Source organism: Ferruginibacter paludis, assembly GCF_030409685.1.
GTDB classification, from domain to species: Bacteria; Bacteroidota; Bacteroidia; order Chitinophagales; family Chitinophagaceae; genus Ferruginibacter; species Ferruginibacter paludis.
Genome location: NZ_JAUFQJ010000008.1, coordinates 90,624 through 108,731, shown reverse-complemented (window position 1 = coordinate 108,731; position 18,108 = coordinate 90,624). Strand labels below are relative to the sequence as shown.

Sequence of the window (18,108 nt, the reverse complement as noted above, 5' to 3'; positions counted from 1 at the left end):
AGTTAGTAACAAGTTTAACAATTTTATGAAGGCAGTTATTATTGGCGGAGGTGTGGTCGGCTTAAGTTCAGCATACTATTTAAAAGAGAGTGGTTGGGATGTAACGATCATTGACAAAACTGATCTGTCAGACAGTTGCTCTTATGGAAATTTGGGCATGATAGTACCCAGCCATTTTGTTCCATTGGCAATGCCGGGAATGATTTCACAGGGTATTAAATGGATGTTTAACAGCCGAAGCCCTTTTTATGTAAAACCTTCGTTGAATGTTGATTTGATTAACTGGGGTTTAAAATTTGTAAAGAGTGCGACCGAAAAAAATGTCGAACGATCTGCGGTTCCGCTTCGTGATATTAACCTGCTGAGTAAATCGTTGTACGAGGCGTTGGCAGCTAAACCGGGTTTTGATTTTGGCCTGGAAAAGAAAGGCATTATGATGTATTTTAAAACACCAAAAGTTCAGGAAGAAGAAATACATCTTGCACATAGAGCGCAATCACTGGGCCTGGATGTAGAACCGCTTAGTAAACAACAGGCGCAAGCCCTGGAACCGGCAATAGACCTCGATGTTTTGGGAGCAGTGCATTACCGTTGTGATGCGCATTTGTACCCTAATAAACTCATTGCGCAACTGATTGAATATTTAAAAAGTGCTGGTGTAAAATTTCAAACGAACAGCGCTGTTGAAAAAATAATAAGACAAGGAGACTCAATAAAAAAAGTAGTTACCGCAAACGGCGATTTTGAAGCTGATGTGGTGGTGATGGCTGCAGGTTCCTGGTTACCGCAGCTTACAAAAATGGTGGGCTTATCCATCCCGCTAATGCCAGGAAAAGGATATTCCTTCATGCAAAATAACCCTGCAAAGCAACTCAATATTCCATCCATCTTTTGTGAGGCACGGGTAGCTGTTACTCCTATGAATGGCGGTATCCGCTTTGGTGGTACCATGGAAATAGCGCCGGTTAACAACAGGGTGAATATGAAAAGGGTAGAAGGTATTGTGAATTCAATTCCTAAATATTTTTCCAATGTGCAATTGAATTTGCCCCAGGAAAAAGATGTATGGTATGGCTTCCGGCCCTGCACACCGGATGGGGTTCCTTATATTGGTTCAACCAAAAAAATAAACAATTTATTTATCGCCGGTGGTCATGCCATGAGTGGCTTAAGCCTTGGGCCGGCCAGCGGAAAGCTAATCGCAGAATTGGTAAATGGTCAGCAAACATCCATGGATATTAAAGCTTTTGACCCGGAGCGCTTTTCATAATCATTTGATTAATTTACAATACTAATTATCTCTTATGCGCAAATTCATTTTTATTGCTGCCGTGTTTGCCGGGTTATCTTTTTCTCTTAATGCACAAATGAGCGCAACATATGTGCCCTGCAACGAGATGCCCAATATCATGCAAAGTTATAATGCAGATGTTACGGCATTAAACCGGGTGTATATTGTAGAAGGCGCACCGGAAAAAAGGGAACGCTTTAAAAAACTCGCAGAAGATTATATCAGCAAGCTGAACAAATTAACTTTTAGCGCATTGCCGCAGGGTTGTAAAGCAGATTATATTTTATTTAAAAGAGACCTGGACGAAACTGTTTTCCAGGCCAACAAAGAAGCCGCAGAATATGCAGCGGTACAGCAATGGTTTCCTTTTGCCGATTCTGTTTACGCATTCGAAAAAATACGTCGCCGTGGTGGCGCAATAGATGGTAAAAAAGTAGCCGCTGATTTTTTCGCTATTAATAAACAATTGCAGCAACTGAAGACAAAACTGGCTGCTGAAAAAAATATAACAGTCAGCAATAGCCGCCGTGCAGCTATCATCATAAAAGGGTTACAAATTGCCGCCAAAAATGTGTTTACGTTTTACAACGGATACGATCCGTTATTCAGCTGGTGGGTGCCGGATACTTATAAAAAATTAGATAGTTCGCTGATAGTATATGCCGCTGCCTTTAAAACAAATGCCGAAAAAAATGCACCCAATAAAGATTCAAGTGGTATAGTTGGCTATCCCATTGGCCGGGATGAAATTGTGCGCCAGTTAAATTATGAAATGATTCCTTATACACCGGAGGAACTAATACAAGTAGCCAATAAGGAATTTGCCTGGTGCGACAAAGAAATGCTGAAGGCTTCTGCGGAAATGGGCTTTGGTACAGACTGGAAAGCAGCCATGGAAAAAGTAAAGCAAAGCTTTGTACCCGCAGGTGAGCAGGCGCAGGCAATGGTTAAATTGTACGATGAATCCATCGCCTTTCTAAAAGCGAAAGATTTAATCACCATCCCGCCACTGGCGGAAGAAACCTGGCGCATTGCAATGATGACACCACAGCAGCAGCTGGTGAATCCTTTCTTTTACGGCGGTGAAGAGTTTGCCGTTTCCTATCCAACCAACACGATGGAATACGATGCCAGGATGATGAGCATGCGGGGGAATAACCCACATTTTTCAAGAGCCACCGTACACCATGAATTGATTGCCGGGCATTACCTGCAGCAGTTTATGAATGAACACGTAAACACCTACCGCAATTATTTCACCCCCTTCTGGACGGAAGGGTGGGCCCTTTATTGGGAAATGGAATTGTGGAATGAAGGCTTTCCGCAATCGCCGGAAGACCGCATTGGTATGCTCTTCTGGCGCATGCACCGTTGCGCCAGGATTATTTTTTCGCTCAACTACCACATGGGTAAATGGTCGCCCCAGCAATGCATTGATTTTTTGGTAGACCGGGTAGGGCATGAAAGAGCCAATGCAGAAGGAGAAGTACGTCGTTCTTTTGTTGGTGGTTATAGCCCGCTATACCAGGTAGGTTACATGATGGGCGGCCTTCAGTTTATGGCGCTTAAGAATGAAATGACCGGTGAAAATAAAATGAGCCTTAAACAATTTCATGATGCTGTGTTACAACAAAATTCAATGCCGGTAGAAATGCTCCGTAATATTTTAACCAATCAACCGCTGAAGGAAGCATATAAAACCAGCTGGAGGTTTTATAACTTGCCATAGAAAGTATTAACGCATTTTTAGAAGAAAGTCACCCTTTGTGGTGACTTTCTGTATAACAGCAATATTGAATCAACAGAACGTTAATTGGGTAAAATTGGTAAACAATAAGAGAGTTTATTTTTAGATGGTATCCGAAGGAAACTTAATTTTAACCATTGATATTATTCCGAATAAAAAATAGGTTTTAATGAATCATCAGTCTATAAAATGCTGCTTTAAATTATCCGTTAAAATCATTGTAGCTATTTTATTATTTAGCGTAGCAGCAGATCTGCAGGCGCAACCGGTAAAGCCTTACCAGCCTGCACGGCAGCAGGTATTGAGGGCTTACAAAGCTGCAGCGCTGTTAGATTCACTGGCGAAGAAAAGTGTTTTTAAATCTTATGTAAATGCAAACTGGCAGACAGATGAAAAAGGTTTTTGGTATAGAAATTTACTGGCCGGCGACAGTGCGGAATATTTATACGTAAATGCATTAACTGCCACCAGGCAAAACGCATTCGACCATGCAAAAATGGCCATGGCGCTAAACAAAGTACTGGATACGACGGTTACAGCGGGCAGTCTTCCTATAAGTAATATGCAGTTTGACGGGTTGCATCAACATGTTGCTGTAGAGGTACAGAAAAAATGGTACCGGTGCAATTTAAAAACTTATAGCTGCAGCAAGACAGATTCTGTTGTTATAAAAAAAGACAATGGTTTTATAACAGGCAATATAAAAAGCAGGTGGGAGCGGCAGCCGGCGGCAGACAGCCTTTCACCGGATAAGCAATGGGCCGCATATGAAAAAAATGGCAACCTGTTTATTCGGTCAGTAAAAGATGGACAGACCGAACAGCTTACGCAGAACGGAGATACAGCTAAACCATACGGGCAAATACAATGGTCGCCGGATAGTAAACACCTGGTGGTGTTTCACATTAACCCGGTAAAAGAAAAACCCGTTTATTACATTCTGTCTTCTATTGACACCCTTACCCGGGGCGTTTTAAAACGCAATGACTATGCCCAGCCTGGTGACGCTTTTAGTAGTTATGAAATGTTCATCATTAATATGGATGATAAAAAATTACTCAAAGTAAATACGGAATTGTATGATTTTTTGGATTATCCCTGGATACACTGGCGCACCGGCGATAACCGCTATTTTGTATTTGAAAAAGCAGACCGTGGTCACCAACGTTTTAGAATGATAGAAGTGGATGCAGCCAATGGCAACAGCAGGAATCTTATTGATGAAAAGACGAATACATTTATTTATGAAAGCCGGATATTTACCTGGTACACCGCTGCCACCAATGAAATTATCTGGAGCAGTGAAAAAGATGGCTGGAACCAATTGTATTTGGTAGATGCGATAAAGGGCGGCGTAAAAAACAGGATCACCAACGGCAACTGGGTGGTAAGAAATGTTGACAGTGTAGATGAAAAGAAACGGGAGATCTGGTTCCAGGCAAGTGGTGTAAACCAAGGTGAAGATCCTTACAACATTCATTATTACCGCATAGGTTTTGATGGAAAAAACCTGGTGTCATTAACCCTGGCCAACGCCAGTCATTTGCTCAGTTTTTCTCCCAAGCGAAAATATTTTATTGATAATTATTCCCGGCCGGATATGCCTGCCGTTACTGAATTACACCGTACTGCCGACGGAAAATTAATTTCCGTATTGGAAAAAGCTGACATTGGTAAATACCAGCAACTCGGGCTAAAAATGCCGGAAGTATTTGTTGCCAAAGGCAGAGACCATGCTACAGATATCTGGGGCGTTGTTTGCCGTCCTTCCCATTTTGACAGTACCCTGAAATACCCGGTGATTGAAAATATTTATGCAGGCCCGCAAGATGCATTTGTACCGAAACGCTTTATGAATTACAGCGAAATGCAAAGCATGGCCGAACTTGGTTTTATTGTTGTGCAGTGTGATGGCATGGGCACAGCCAATCGCTCCAAAGCTTTTCACGACGTGTGCTGGAAAAATCTTGCCGATGCAGGATTTGCCGACCGCATTTTATGGATAAAAGGGTTGGCTGCAAAATATGCTTATGTAGATGTTGCAAGAGTAGGTTTGTATGGCACATCTGCCGGTGGACAAAATGCTGCAGGCGCAGTACTGTTTCATCCTGAATTTTACAAAGCCGCAGTTTCGGCAGCAGGCTGTCATGATAACCGCATAGACAAGCAATGGTGGAACGAACAATGGATGGGATATCCTGTAGGCCCCCATTATGCTGCACAAAGCAATGTGACCAATGCCGGTAAATTAAAGGGAGCTTTGCTGCTGATAGTGGGAGAGGCAGATACAAATGTGCCTCCGGAATCTACTTATCGCATGGCCAACGCATTGATAAAAGCCGGGAAGAATTTTGACCTGTTGGTGGTGCCAGGCATGGGACACAGCGATGGTGGACCTTATGGCAGACAAAAGAAACGTGATTTTTTTGTAAAACATTTATTGGGTGTTGATCCGCCGGATAGAAATATGGAAGAATTGAATGCCGGTAATCCCTAAACGTTATTGATTTGTGGTATTAAAAAAATGCATTGTTTATTATGCTACATCTTACCTGGTATAGAAATGAAATTGGTGAAATGTATTGACAACAAAACCTGAATGAGTAAATAAAAACTGTATGAAAAAAACTTATTTAACAACCTGTGCTTTATTGATTTTTTGCATAACCACTCTTTGCCAAAGTTATGTACCTGAATGGAAAGACAGTAAGATGAAAGTAAAACCTGTAGTGGATATTAAAGCCTATGCTTTTAATGTAAGTGATGTAAAATTACTGGATGGGCCGTTTACAGCAGCGATGCAGGCGGATGTAAATTACCTGTTGAAAATAGAGCCAGACCGCCTGTTGTCAGATTTTAGGGTGCACTCCGGTTTAAAAGCCAGGGGCGAAAAATACGGCGGATGGGAAACGTCCGGGCTTGCCGGACATACGTTGGGACATTATTTATCTGCACTCGCTTTGCATTACGCATCTACAGGCGATAAGGAATTTCTTAAAAGAATTAACTACATTGTTGATGAACTGGATGAATGCCAGCGGGCCAGGAAGACGGGGTATATTGGCGCCATTCCCAATGAAGATAGTTTATGGCTTAGTGTTTCACAAGGCCATATCCGATCCCGCGGTTTTGATTTAAACGGAGCCTGGTCGCCGTGGTACACGGTACATAAAATTATGGGCGGCTTGCTGGATGTTTACCTGTACACCAATAATGTCAAAGCGTTAAAGATAAACGAAGGCATCGCCGATTGGGCTGCTAACATCACGGCTAATCTAAGCGATACGCTTTTTCAAAAAATGCTGGTAACAGAATATGGTGGCATGAACGATGCATTGGTAAATACCTACGCTATCACCGGCAACAAAAAATACCTCGATTTATCTTACCGCTTTTATGATAAAAGAATTTTAGATTCGTTGGCTGCACACATGGATGTGTTGCCGGGTAAACATTCCAACACACAAATACCAAAAGTAATCGGCAGTGCAAGAAGGTACCAGTTAACAGGAGATCAAAGAGACAAGTCGATTGCGGATTTCTTTTGGGAAACGGTTACAAAACATCATTCCTATGCAACCGGAGGCAACAGTAATTATGAGTATTTAAGTGAGCCGGATAAATTAAACGATAAGCTAACGGACAATACAACGGAAACCTGCAACACTTACAACATGTTGAAATTAACCCGTGAACTTTTTGTAACCAACCCATCGGCGGCATTGATGGACTATTATGAGAAGGCTTTGTACAACCATATCCTGGCATCACAAAATCATGCAACCGGCATGGTTACTTATTTTGTATCGTTGCGAATGGGCGGTAAAAAAGAATACAGCGATGAATACAATTCTTTTACCTGTTGCGTAGGCACCGGCATGGAAAACCATGTTAAGTACGGCGAAAATATTTATTATCGTGGTAAAGATGGTAGCTTGTACGTCAATCTTTTTATTCCATCTGTTCTAGACTGGAAGGAAAAAAATATATCCATCAGGCAGGAAACTGGTTTGCCTTCAACCGATAAAACGGTTTTTACTATTTCAGCAAAGCAGCCCACCAGTTTTGCTATCCGCCTCCGCAAGCCATATTGGTCAAATGGTATTACTGTAAGTATCAATGGTAAGCCTCAAAGGGTAGTGATTGATAATGAAGGGTACATCGTGCTAAACAGGAAATGGAGCAACAATGATAAGGTTGAGTTCATAACGCCATTGCATTTTTATACCCAGTCAATGCCCGACAATGCTAACCGTAAAGCGGTATTTTATGGACCGGTTTTGTTGGCAGGCGTGTTGGGTAATAAAGAACCTGAGCCATCTGAGATACCGGTTTTTGTAACCAGTGAAACCGATCCGGGTAAATGGGTAAGCCCTGTTAGCACTCAGCCACTTGTTTTCAAAACAGCAGCTACCGGCAATTCAAAGGAAGTAAATCTCATTCCGTTTAATACCACCGCAGATGAACATTATACTGTTTATTGGGACGTATTTACGCCACAGCAATGGGCAGTACAGCAGAAAATATACGAAGCTAAAAAGCAGCAACAACAGGAGCTGGAAGCAAGAACGGTAGATAATTTACGCATCGGCGAAATGCAGCCGGAAAGGGATCATGAGCTCGTTGGAGAAAAAACTACTACGGGTGATGAACACAACCGAAAATGGAGATCAGCAGAGGATAGCGGTTATTTTTCTTTTACAATGAAGGTAGATCCATCGGCCAGCAATACCCTCGTTTGCAATTACTGGGGTACGGATAACAGGGGTCGGGTATTTGACATTTATGTGAATGATATTAAAATAGCAACGGAAGATTTGAATAAATACAAGGGCAGTAAAATGTATGAAATTGCCTATCCCATTTCGCTTGATTTAACAAAGTACAAATTAACAGCAAAAATAAAATTTGTACCCAAAGCGCAAAATGCTGCCGGGCCTGTATATGGAGTTAAAATAGTAAAAGGGGACGTAAGTAAACTGATCAATTCCAATTAATAAAAATACCAATCAGTTATGAAGCACATAAGGTTGATGGCAGCGATGCTGTTATACATGTCAGCATATGCACAGCAAAAAGATTATCCCATACAGCCGGTACCATTTACGCATGTAAATGTGAATGATAATTTCTGGAAACCTAAGATGCAGGTAAATGCAGACATCACCATTCCATACATTTTGAAGATGTGTAAGGAGCATGGAAGAATTGATAACTTTTTAGCAGCGGCGGGAAAAAGAGAAAATAAGGTATGTTCAGAATTTCCTTTTGATGATACCGATGTTTACAAATGGATAGAAGGGGCTTCTTATGCCTTGCAGGTATCGCCCAATAAAAAATTATCATTGTACCTGGATACACTGATTGCCATTATTGGTGCCGCCCAGGAAAAGGATGGCTACCTCTATACTTTCAGAACGATTAAGCCGGCAGTATTACACGAATGGTTGGGTGCACAGCGCTGGCAAAAAGATTCAATTTTAAGTCATGAATTGTACAACACAGGGCATTTATATGAAGCGGCTTTTGCGCATTATAACGCAACTGGTAAAAAGAGTTTATTAAACATTGCAACCAAAAATGCAGACCTGCTGGTAAAAACTTTTGGCTGGGGTAAAGTAGAGGAATATCCCGGTCACCAGATTGTAGAGACCGGGCTTGCAAAATTGTATCGCATCACCGGCAATAAACAATACCTTGATCTGGCCAAATTCTTTTTGGATGTGCGGGGGCCCAATGGTGAATCATATAACCAGGCAGATAAAAAAGTGGTAGATCAAACAGAGGCCGTGGGGCACGCAGTACGGGCTGCTTATATGTACAGTGGCATGGCAGATATAGCTGCATTAACCGGCGATAAAAAGTACCTGTACGCAATTGATAAAATATGGGATGATGTGGTCAATAAAAAATTATACATCACCGGTGGTATTGGCGCTACCGGAAATGGCGAAGCATTTGGTGAGGCTTATGATTTACCCAATATGAGCGCATATGCAGAAACCTGTGCGGCCATTGCCAGCGTGTATTGGAACAGCCGTATGTTTCTGCTGCATGGCGATGCCAAATACATTGATGTGCTGGAACGTACGCTCTACAATGGTTTGCTATCTGGTATGTCATTAAGTGGCAACCGTTTTTTTTATCCTAACCCGTTGGCGTCGGTTGGTCAGCATGACAGAAGCAGCTGGTTTTCCTGCGCCTGTTGCATCTCCAATATGACCCGTTTTCTTCCCTCCGTCCCCGGGTATGTATATGCGCAAAACAACAACGATTTGTACGTAAATCTTTTCATGAGCAACAGCAGTAATATCAAATTAGCATCTGGTAAAATAAACATTGCACAAATCACCAACTATCCATGGAGTGGTAAAATTGAGTTGGCAGTAAATCCTGAAAAAGCAGGGAGTCTTACATTGCACGTGCGTATACCCGGCTGGGCACAACAGCAACCGGTACCTGGTGATTTATACAATTCAATCAACACCCCAATGACGGTTTCAATGCTCATCAATGGCAAACCGTTTAGCTACAAAGTTGAAAAAGGATATGCGGTTATTCATCGTACTTGGAAAAAAGGCGATAAAGTGTCGCTCGATTTACCGATGCAGCCTCAAAAAATATTTGCCAATGAAAAAGTGAAAGCCGATGCTGGACGTTTTGCAATTCAGTATGGTCCCGTGGTGTATTGCCTGGAAGGCCCCGATAATAAAGACAGCCTGGTGCAAAATATAATCGTAGATAAAATGGCACCCCTGCAGGCAAGTTACCACGAAGATTTATTAAATGGAATCAATACAATTACAGGCGATGGGGAAGCAAGCAAACGCCAGTTAAATAGTTCCGACTTAATAACTACCAAACAAAAAGTAACGGCCATACCTTACTATGCATGGGACAATCGTGGCTCCGGAGAAATGGAAGTCTGGATTCCTTACACGGCGGTAGCAGCAAGGCCGCAGCCTGCTGCTACCATCGCTAACAAAAGCATTGTTACAGCTTCAATAAAATCAAAATCATTAAAAGCGATTAACGACCAGTTTGAACCTGCCGATTCAAAAGATAACACCGTGCCCTATTTTCATTGGTGGCCAAAGAAAAATTCAACCGAATGGGTAGTGTATGATTTTGATACGGCGCACACTGTTTCATCCAGCAAAGTGTATTGGTATGATGATGGCCCGTGGGGAGGTTGCCGCATACCGGCCGCCTGGAAAATCTATTACAAAAAAGACGGCGAATGGATTCCTGTAAAAACTATTGGTGATTACGAAATTGCAAAAGACAAATACAACACAGTAACCTTCGAAACAGTAAAAACCATTGCTTTGAAATTGGAGGTGCAGCTACCTGTTGATAATGCAACGGGCATACATGAGTGGATAGTTGAGTAGAGTAGTAATTATTTGTCCGGGCTAAGAAGCAATGTGGAACATCGTTGCGTCGCTTGCCGATTTTATCGGCATCCTGATGTTACACTTAAATCGGGACTTGTACAAAAAAAGCTATGATGAACTTTTTTTAAAGCGTATGTGATAAATAATAGTAGGATTCAATTATCGTTCCGACGAAAAGTAATATATGCACAAGAGCTAATGATAGCAATCGTTCCGTAGGAACGGTAAGTGGGTAGAAAACACAATCGCATCATCCGTTCCGTAGGAACGATATGTGAACATGCAGAGTCGACAGGCTATCAAACAAGTTCTTTAAAAATATAGCGTTCATCATAGTCAATTTCAAAGGCTTTCAGGAAGGTAATGTACTCTTCCCGAAACGTTTGTTTGCGATGATGCATTTCCTGGTTTTGAATATAACGGATCACATTTGGAACATGGCTTTTGGAATAGGAGAACGCACCAAAACTATCCTGCCAGCCAAATTTTTCACAGCAAAGCTGGTTGTCATTAATCCATTTCGTGTTTTCAGATTTTACGATTTGGACTAACTGCGACATGTTTTCATCCGGCCTGAATCCAATGAGCATGTGCAAATGGTCCGGCATCGAATTAACCTGCAGCATTTTGTGCGTTTTGTTTTGGATGATGCCGGTGATGTATTGATGCAATTCATTTTTCCAGGGCATTGCAATTAAGGCCAGGCGGTATTTTACGGCAAATACAAATTGAATGTGAATTTGGGTATAAGTATTGGGCATAAAGAATTGTTTGTAAAATAAATCTATAAAAAATGGGTTGTATTTTTTTGTGTATTTTATTTTGCACATATCGTTCCTACGGAACGAAGGTCGATTCGGTGGCTGTTGCTACCCACATACCGTTCCGACGGAACGAAGGCAGAACAAGTGTAGCGAGTTACCCATATTACGTTTCTACGGAACGAAAAAAAATGACTCAAGTCTGATAAAATAGATTACCAGTGTAATGAAAAAATATTTCTTTCTTCTTGCAATAGCCGCTTGTAATCATGCGGCTTACACTCAAAACAGGGCAACCATCAGCATTGATGCGTCCAAATTCGAAAGCAACGTATCGCCTGATTTGCACGGCATTTTTTTTGAAGAAATCAGTCACGGTGGCGAAGGAGGTTTGTATGGCGAACTCATCCAGAACCGTGGTTTTGAAGAAAGCCGGTTACCCCTGGCCACCACGCTTACGGATGGTGTTATTATTCCCAAAAGATCGCCTCATTTTATGATGCAGGATAATGCTGCCAGCGATTGGAAAATGGAATGGAATTTAAAAAGTCAATGGCCGGCGTGGAGCCTGCAAACAAGTGGCGGTAGTTCTATGGCGTTGGCATTATCCAGGCAAAATCCTTTGAACAACGCCACCCCCAATTCGTTGCAGGTAACCATTAATCAATGGGATCCCACAGCCAATAACAACGTGGTGAATGACGGCTTTTGGGGTATCAATACGGTTAAAGGAGCTGTTTATAACCTGAGTTTTTATGCCCGTACCAACAAGCAGTACAAAGGCCCCATAACGGCATCGCTGCAATCAGAAACCGGTGTAATACTTGCTGCATATACATTTGCTGCTGTAAGTGGTCCATCCTGGAAAAAATACACCTGCCAGTTGCAGGCAAAGCAATCAAACAGTAAAGCAAAATTTGTACTGACATTTGGCAGCACAGGTGTTGTTTGGCTGGACATGGTTTCACTGTTTCCTGCAAAAACATTTATGAACCGGCCAAATGGTTTACGGTTGGATCTTGCCCAATATATTGCAGATTTAAAGCCGGCATTTGTTCGTTGGCCAGGTGGTTGTTTTGTAGAAGGCATTAATACCGAAAATACACCCAACTGGAAAAAAAGCATTGGGCCTGTTGAAAAGCGGCCAGGTACTTACAGTGTTTGGGGCTACTGGAGTACAGATGGATTTGGCTACCATGAATACCTGCAGTTTTGCGAAGACATTCATGCCGCGGCATTGTATGTTTTCAACATCGGCATATCCTGTGAATTCAGAAGTGGCAGTTTTGTACCAGATAACAAAGTAGATTCCATCATACATGATATACTTGATGGAATTGAGTATGCAGTGGGACCGGTTACCAGTAAGTACGGAAAATTAAGAGCTGCCAACGGACATCCGTCTCCTTTTCCATTAAAATTTATTGAGGTGGGCAACGAGCAATCAGGTCCACGCTACGCCGCCAGGTACAACCGTTTTTATAAAGCCATTAAAGCAAAATATCCGCAAATAAAAATAATGGCGAGCATGGGTATTGGTGATGTAAATAAGCGTACAACCGACAGCATGAAGGGCATTGATATAGTAGACGAACATGCATACAAACCGGCGGGCTGGGCCATGCGCAACTACAATCATTTTGATAAATATAAACGGGGCGATTGGGATATGTATGTGGGCGAATATGCCACCAACAGTGGAGTGGGAGCCGGCAATATGAATGCTGCTTTAAGCGATGCCGTGTACATCATGAGCATGGAAAAAAACAGCGACCTTGTAAAAATGAGCAGCTATGCACCTTTGCTGGTAAATGTAAATGACATCGACTGGCCGGTTAACTTAATCAATTTTGACGCTGCTGGCAGCTTTGCCCGCATCTCTTATTACGCTATCAAAATGTTCAACGAAAACAAGCCAACCCAAAATATAAATACGCAAACATTGATACCGGAACAAAAAACTAAAACGCCTTTGTTCACAGGAAGTATTGGTTTGGCTACCTGGGATACACAATCTGATTATAAAGACATTGAAGTGATACAGGGAGGAAAGGTTGTTTACAAAAGTGATTTTATAAACAAGCCCGACGAATGGAAACTGGTTCGTGGCAACTGGAGAATACAGGACAGTGCCCTGGCTCAAACAGTAGAAGGAGAGCAACGGCTGGCCTGGTTAAAAGACAAAACATTTGATACTTATACCTTGAAATTAAAAGCCAGGAAAAAATCTGGCTACAATGCATTCATCATTCCCTTTGCAGTAAAAAATGACAGTACACAATTGCGTGCGCATATTGGCAGCTGGCTAAACAGCCATGCAGTTTTTGAAAGTGTTACCAACTCATTTGATGTCGCTGCTATTTCAGAATCAAAGCGATTGGATAAGCCAATTGAAAGCGGCCGTTGGTATGATGTTACCATTGAGGTAGGTATGGACAAGGTAGATTGTTATCTCGATGGCGAATTATTAATGACATATAAAGAACCACAACAATTTTTTAGTATTGCAGGCAAAGACAGTATCACCGGTGATATCATAATCAAAGCGGTGAATGCGTCAGCCAATCCATACCAAACCAGCATTTCATTAACTGGTGTTACCACTTTACAATCTATGGGAGAACTTATTTCATTGCGGGCGACTTCACCGGAAGCCGAAAATTCTTTTGCCGAACCAACAAAGTACATTCCACAAACACAAACGGTTGGTGGTATAACATCTTTTTTTGAAATCAGTTTTAAACCTTATTCCATCAACGTGCTGCGGCTGCATACAAAATAAATACTAAGCCAATGCCTTCTGCCGGATGGCTTCAATTTCAGTTACTGTTCTCGGTAAAGATGTGCTTAGTAACTCGCTGCCGGTTGGTGTTACCAGGTAATCGTCTTCAATGCGAATGCCACCAAAATCTCTAAAAGCCGGTAATTGATCGTAGTTAATAAACTGGCTCAGTTTTTTTTCTGCAGCCCAAATATCCATCAGTTCCGGAATAAAATACAGGCCCGGTTCAACTGTTACCACGTAGCCCGCTTCCAGGGCTTTACCCAACCGTAAACTCTTTAAACCAAACTCAGTACTCTTTTTCATTTCCGGTGTGTAACCAACATATTGTTCGCCCAGGTTTTCCATGTCATGTACATCCAGTCCCATCATATGGCCAAGCCCGCATTGAAAAAATAACGTATGCGCACCGGCTGCAACCGCTTCTTTTGCATCACCTTTCATCAGGCCCAGGGCCGTTAATCCTTCGGTTAGTTTTGTCGCCGCAAGCAGGTGGATGTCTTTAAATAATTTGCCTGGTTGTACAGCAGCTGCGGCGGTTTGTAATGCATTCAATACAATATTGTACACATCTTTTTGTAAAGAGGTAAAAGCAGCATCAACAGGAAATGTACGGGTTAGATCACCGGCATAATGCATCGCCGTTTCCGCACCGGCATCCAGTAAAACCATTTTGCCTGGTGGTAAAATATGGTTGCCATAATGGTTGTGTAATATTTCACCATGCGTGGTTAATATGGTTGGGAAAGAAAGATTGCCGCCACCACTGATTGCTACAGACTGCACCAATCCCGCCACATGTGCTTCCGTTAAACCGGCACGGCTTTCACGCATGCCGGTAAGATGAAGCGCTTCGGAAATAGCGACCGCTTTTTTTATTTCTTCCACTTCTTCTTTACCTTTTATGGAGCGAAGTGAAACAATCGCTTGTATTAAAATGGTTGATACACCTGCATCAACACCAGTTAACGGGGTGGATAATAAATGACTTAACAGCAATCCCTGTTCCGGCCGGTAAGGAGGCAAATAATGAATGGACTGATGGCGATCCGCGGCATTTTTGACAAAAGATTTTAATTCGTTAAAAGACTTAGTAGTGCTGCATCCTGAAAGTTCAGCCATCTCTTTCAATGATGGTGTATGACCGTTCCAGATAATATCATCAACACCCGATTCTTCTCCAAAAATTATTTCGGTATTATTATCAACGTCAATAATTGCCGCAAGTGCCGGTGTATCCAGGCCGGTAAAATAAAGAAAAGAACTATCCTGCCTGAACGGATACCAGTTGTCTTTAAAAGACATACTGCTTTGCTCATTTCCAATCAATAAAATAATGCCGCTGCCAACAAAGCTTTTTAATTGATTGCGCCGGTTGATGTAAATTTCTTTGCTAAACATAATTGATATATTAAAGGTTGAAAGTATTGTAAGAGACTATTTGTTTACTGCTAATTTTTTTGAATCGCAAAGTTACAATTGATAAACCAGTTGAAACCGGTTGGATGAAAATTTGCATTAAGAGATCTGGCGATTAATTCTTTTTGTGGTACTCTTTTATATACTCCCGGGGCGCCTTGCCGGTAATACTTTTAAATACCCGGTTAAAAGTAACCACGTTGTTAAAACCTGATTGGTAAGCAATGGTAGAGATACTGTCGAAATCCATCTCCATCATTTTTTTGCAGGCTTCATTTATGCGAACCTCATTTAAAAAAATGATGTAGGTTTTGGAAGTGTGTTTTTTAAAATAGCGACAAAAAGATTGAGGCGTTAGATACACAACGGCTGCAATTTGTTCCAGCGTTATGTTTTCTGTAAAATGCTCCATGGTGTACCTGTAAATATCATTCATACGCAACCCTTCCGAGTCTGTAATTGTAAATTCAAAAGATTCTGTAGAGAGGTATTTCCATTTTTTTAAATTGGCCATCACCTGCAGCAATTCAATAAAATAGGCCAGGCGAAACCCTGCAGTACTGTTTCTTATTTTTAAAAAATGTTCCGATAATTTAGCCGCATCTTTTTCAGATGCCTGCATACCAAAACTACTGGCGGTTACAAATTTTTTTATACCACGCATTTCCGGAAAAGCAAGCAATTGGGCGATAAAGCCGGTGGGGTTAAAAAATATATTCAGCGAGTGAATGCTTTTACGGTTGGCATCATCAAAATAAGAAGGATCGCTTTTAAATAAATGTGGCTGGTTGGCGCCAATAACAAAAAGATCGCCTGATTGAAACCGTTGCATCGTATTGCCCGCAATCAAAGTGCCCTCCCCGCTGATTACCCAGGTGATTTGGGTTTCGGTGTGCCGGTGCAGGTGTTCATAAAAATGCGGCAACTTGTCTTCCTGCAAGTGGATAGAATTATCAATTTCAACCGGTATGGTAAACTGCACAACTTTCATCATAACAATATTACGTTATTTTTTTACCGGCATTTAAAAGGGTTAAAATTGGTAAATTAAAAGACAAGAAAAGTATAGTACTTGTTAATAAAACAAATAGTTTTGAATGTACCGGGAGATTTTCCTGCAACTACAATTTAATTTATGAGTACAACTTCTTTTAAACCCACGCTGGGATTGCTTGATGCCACGATGGTAGTAGCCGGTAGTATGATTGGTTCCGGAATATTTATTGTTAGTGCAGATATTACCCGAAATACCGGCAGCGCAGGCTGGCTGATGCTGGTATGGATTATAACTGGTTTTATGACGTTGATTGCGGCCTTAAGTTATGCAGAGTTGAGTGCCATGTTTCCAAAAGCGGGGGGACAATATGTTTATTTAAAAGAAGCCTACAATCCGCTCATCGGATTTTTATATGGCTGGAGTTTTTTTTCCGTTATTCAAACGGCTACCATTGCCGCGGTAGGTGTGGCATTCGCCAAATTCAGCGCTTATATATTCCCGGTATTTAGTGAAGATGCAGTGGCGGTCGATCTTGGTTTTATCACCATTTCTCCCGCACAACTGCTATCTATTTTTGTGATTGTTTTATTAACCTTCATCAACTCCAGGGGAGTAAAAAATGGCAAGGTCATTCAAACCACATTTACATTGGCTAAATTGATCAGTTTGTTTTGCCTGATTGCATTTGGGTTAAAGGCAGCCAACAGCGGTGTATGGCATGGCAACTGGCAAAATGCCTGGCACCTGCACGGTTTGGCGGTTGATGGATCGGTAAAAGAATACACCTGGATAATTGGCGCCGGTGCAGTAGCCTCTGCCATGGTGGGGTCTGTTTTTAGCAGCGATTCCTGGAACAATATTACATTCATTGCCGGCGAAGTAAAAAATCCGCAACGCAACATTGGCCTTAGCCTTTTTTTAGGAACATTGATTGTAACGCTGATTTATGTAAGTACCAACCTGGTGTATACCGCCGTGCTGCCATTGCAGCAAATTGCGGCAGCTCCAAAAGACAGGGTAGGCGTTGCTGCATCTGAAATGATATTTGGCACTTCCGGCACTATTATAATTGCCTTACTGATTATGGTCTCCACATTTGGCTGTAACAACGGATTGATACTGGCTGGAGCAAGAGTGTATTATACAATGGCAAAGGATGGGTTGTTTTTTAAAGGAGCCGGCATGCTTAATAAATTTGCCGTGCCCGGTTATGCATTGTGGTTACAGTGCATCTTTGCCTCCGCCTGGAGCCTGAGCGGCAAGTACGGCGATTTGCTGGACATGATCTCTTTTGTAGTGGTTTGTTTTTATATGCTCACCATTGGCGGAATATTTATTTTGCGGAAAAAACAACCCGGTATGAAGCGTCCGTACAAAGCATTTGGCTACCCGGTGTTACCCATTGTTTATATCCTGATGGGCATCACCTTTTGTTTGCTGCTGGTAGTGTTTAAACCAAAATTTACCTGGCCTGGCTTGTTGATTACATTACTTGGCATACCCGTGTATTACCTGGCGGTTGCAACAAAGAAAAGTAGTGTCTCAGAGAATAATGTTGAAGACTAATCTGGCATCCCATCACCCCGAAATAGTATCCACTTTTCATAATTTGTATTTTCACGCTATTAAATGATTGTACAATAATTATTAAAGCCGGCTTATCGCCGGTTTTTCTTTCTTATGTGTCATTTTACAAGCAGGTTTAAACGGCCTC

The 18,108-nt window shown here is 41.8% G+C and carries 10 protein-coding genes; 7 read left to right on the top strand and 3 right to left on the bottom strand.

The window, feature by feature from the left end:
• Positions 1-25: 25 nt before the first annotated feature.
• From QWZ08_RS15920 to QWZ08_RS15900, 5 genes are all read left to right on the top strand, one after another.
• The gene (locus tag QWZ08_RS15920; RefSeq protein ID WP_290338476.1) at positions 26-1,270 is read left to right on the top strand and encodes an NAD(P)/FAD-dependent oxidoreductase; all 1,245 of its coding nucleotides are present in this window, start codon (positions 26-28) and stop codon (positions 1,268-1,270) included.
• A 34-nt stretch (positions 1,271-1,304) separates the two neighbouring features.
• A complete protein-coding gene (locus QWZ08_RS15915; protein ID WP_290338475.1) occupies positions 1,305-3,020 on the top strand; it encodes a DUF885 family protein in 1,716 nt (571 codons plus the stop codon).
• A 187-nt stretch (positions 3,021-3,207) separates the two neighbouring features.
• On the top strand, positions 3,208-5,535 hold the full coding sequence (locus tag QWZ08_RS15910) for a S9 family peptidase (RefSeq protein WP_290338474.1): 2,328 nt from the start codon (positions 3,208-3,210) through the stop codon (positions 5,533-5,535).
• A gap of 121 nt (positions 5,536-5,656) precedes the next feature.
• Positions 5,657-8,035 carry a glycoside hydrolase family 127 protein gene (locus QWZ08_RS15905; RefSeq protein ID WP_290338473.1) on the top strand — a complete coding sequence of 793 codons (2,379 nt, stop codon included), beginning with the start codon at positions 5,657-5,659 and terminating at the stop codon, positions 8,033-8,035.
• Between the two features lie 18 nt (positions 8,036-8,053).
• Positions 8,054-10,432: a glycoside hydrolase family 127 protein gene (locus QWZ08_RS15900; protein ID WP_290338472.1), complete on the top strand. Its 2,379-nt coding sequence runs from the start codon at positions 8,054-8,056 to the stop codon at positions 10,430-10,432.
• A gap of 302 nt (positions 10,433-10,734) precedes the next feature.
• Here QWZ08_RS15900 and tnpA read toward each other — a convergent pair whose 3' ends face one another.
• Positions 10,735-11,196 carry an IS200/IS605 family transposase gene (gene tnpA / locus QWZ08_RS15895; protein WP_290338471.1) on the bottom strand — a complete coding sequence of 154 codons (462 nt, stop codon included), beginning with the start codon at positions 11,194-11,196 and terminating at the stop codon, positions 10,735-10,737.
• A gap of 226 nt (positions 11,197-11,422) precedes the next feature.
• Between tnpA and QWZ08_RS15890 the strand changes: the two genes are divergently transcribed.
• Positions 11,423-13,978 carry an alpha-L-arabinofuranosidase family protein gene (locus QWZ08_RS15890; RefSeq protein WP_290338470.1) on the top strand — a complete coding sequence of 852 codons (2,556 nt, stop codon included), beginning with the start codon at positions 11,423-11,425 and terminating at the stop codon, positions 13,976-13,978.
• Positions 13,979-13,981: 3 nt separating this feature from the next.
• On the opposite strand, the gene QWZ08_RS15885 is transcribed toward QWZ08_RS15890, so the two are convergent.
• Both QWZ08_RS15885 and QWZ08_RS15880 read right to left on the bottom strand, forming a co-directional pair.
• On the bottom strand, positions 13,982-15,379 hold the full coding sequence (locus QWZ08_RS15885; protein WP_290338468.1) for an aminopeptidase P family protein: 1,398 nt from the start codon (positions 15,377-15,379) through the stop codon (positions 13,982-13,984).
• 133 nt (positions 15,380-15,512) lie between these two features.
• Entirely contained in the window at positions 15,513-16,391 is an 879-nt protein-coding gene (locus QWZ08_RS15880) for a helix-turn-helix domain-containing protein (protein WP_290338467.1), read from the bottom strand.
• Positions 16,392-16,532: 141 nt separating this feature from the next.
• Here QWZ08_RS15880 and QWZ08_RS15875 point away from each other — a divergent pair, with 141 nt between their 5' ends.
• Positions 16,533-17,960: an APC family permease gene (locus QWZ08_RS15875; RefSeq protein ID WP_290338466.1), complete on the top strand. Its 1,428-nt coding sequence runs from the start codon at positions 16,533-16,535 to the stop codon at positions 17,958-17,960.
• Positions 17,961-18,108 lie beyond the last annotated feature (148 nt).

Coding starts and splice junctions, on each gene's coding strand:
- QWZ08_RS15920 (WP_290338476.1), top strand. CDS start 26: ATGAAGGCAGTTATTATTGGCGGAGGTGTGGTCGGCTTAAGTTCAGCA.
- QWZ08_RS15915 (WP_290338475.1), top strand. CDS start 1,305: ATGCGCAAATTCATTTTTATTGCTGCCGTGTTTGCCGGGTTATCTTTT.
- QWZ08_RS15910 (WP_290338474.1), top strand. CDS start 3,208: ATGAATCATCAGTCTATAAAATGCTGCTTTAAATTATCCGTTAAAATC.
- QWZ08_RS15905 (WP_290338473.1), top strand. CDS start 5,657: ATGAAAAAAACTTATTTAACAACCTGTGCTTTATTGATTTTTTGCATA.
- QWZ08_RS15900 (WP_290338472.1), top strand. CDS start 8,054: ATGAAGCACATAAGGTTGATGGCAGCGATGCTGTTATACATGTCAGCA.
- tnpA (WP_290338471.1), bottom strand. CDS start 11,196: ATGCCCAATACTTATACCCAAATTCACATTCAATTTGTATTTGCCGTA.
- QWZ08_RS15890 (WP_290338470.1), top strand. CDS start 11,423: ATGAAAAAATATTTCTTTCTTCTTGCAATAGCCGCTTGTAATCATGCG.
- QWZ08_RS15885 (WP_290338468.1), bottom strand. CDS start 15,379: ATGTTTAGCAAAGAAATTTACATCAACCGGCGCAATCAATTAAAAAGC.
- QWZ08_RS15880 (WP_290338467.1), bottom strand. CDS start 16,391: ATGATGAAAGTTGTGCAGTTTACCATACCGGTTGAAATTGATAATTCT.
- QWZ08_RS15875 (WP_290338466.1), top strand. CDS start 16,533: ATGAGTACAACTTCTTTTAAACCCACGCTGGGATTGCTTGATGCCACG.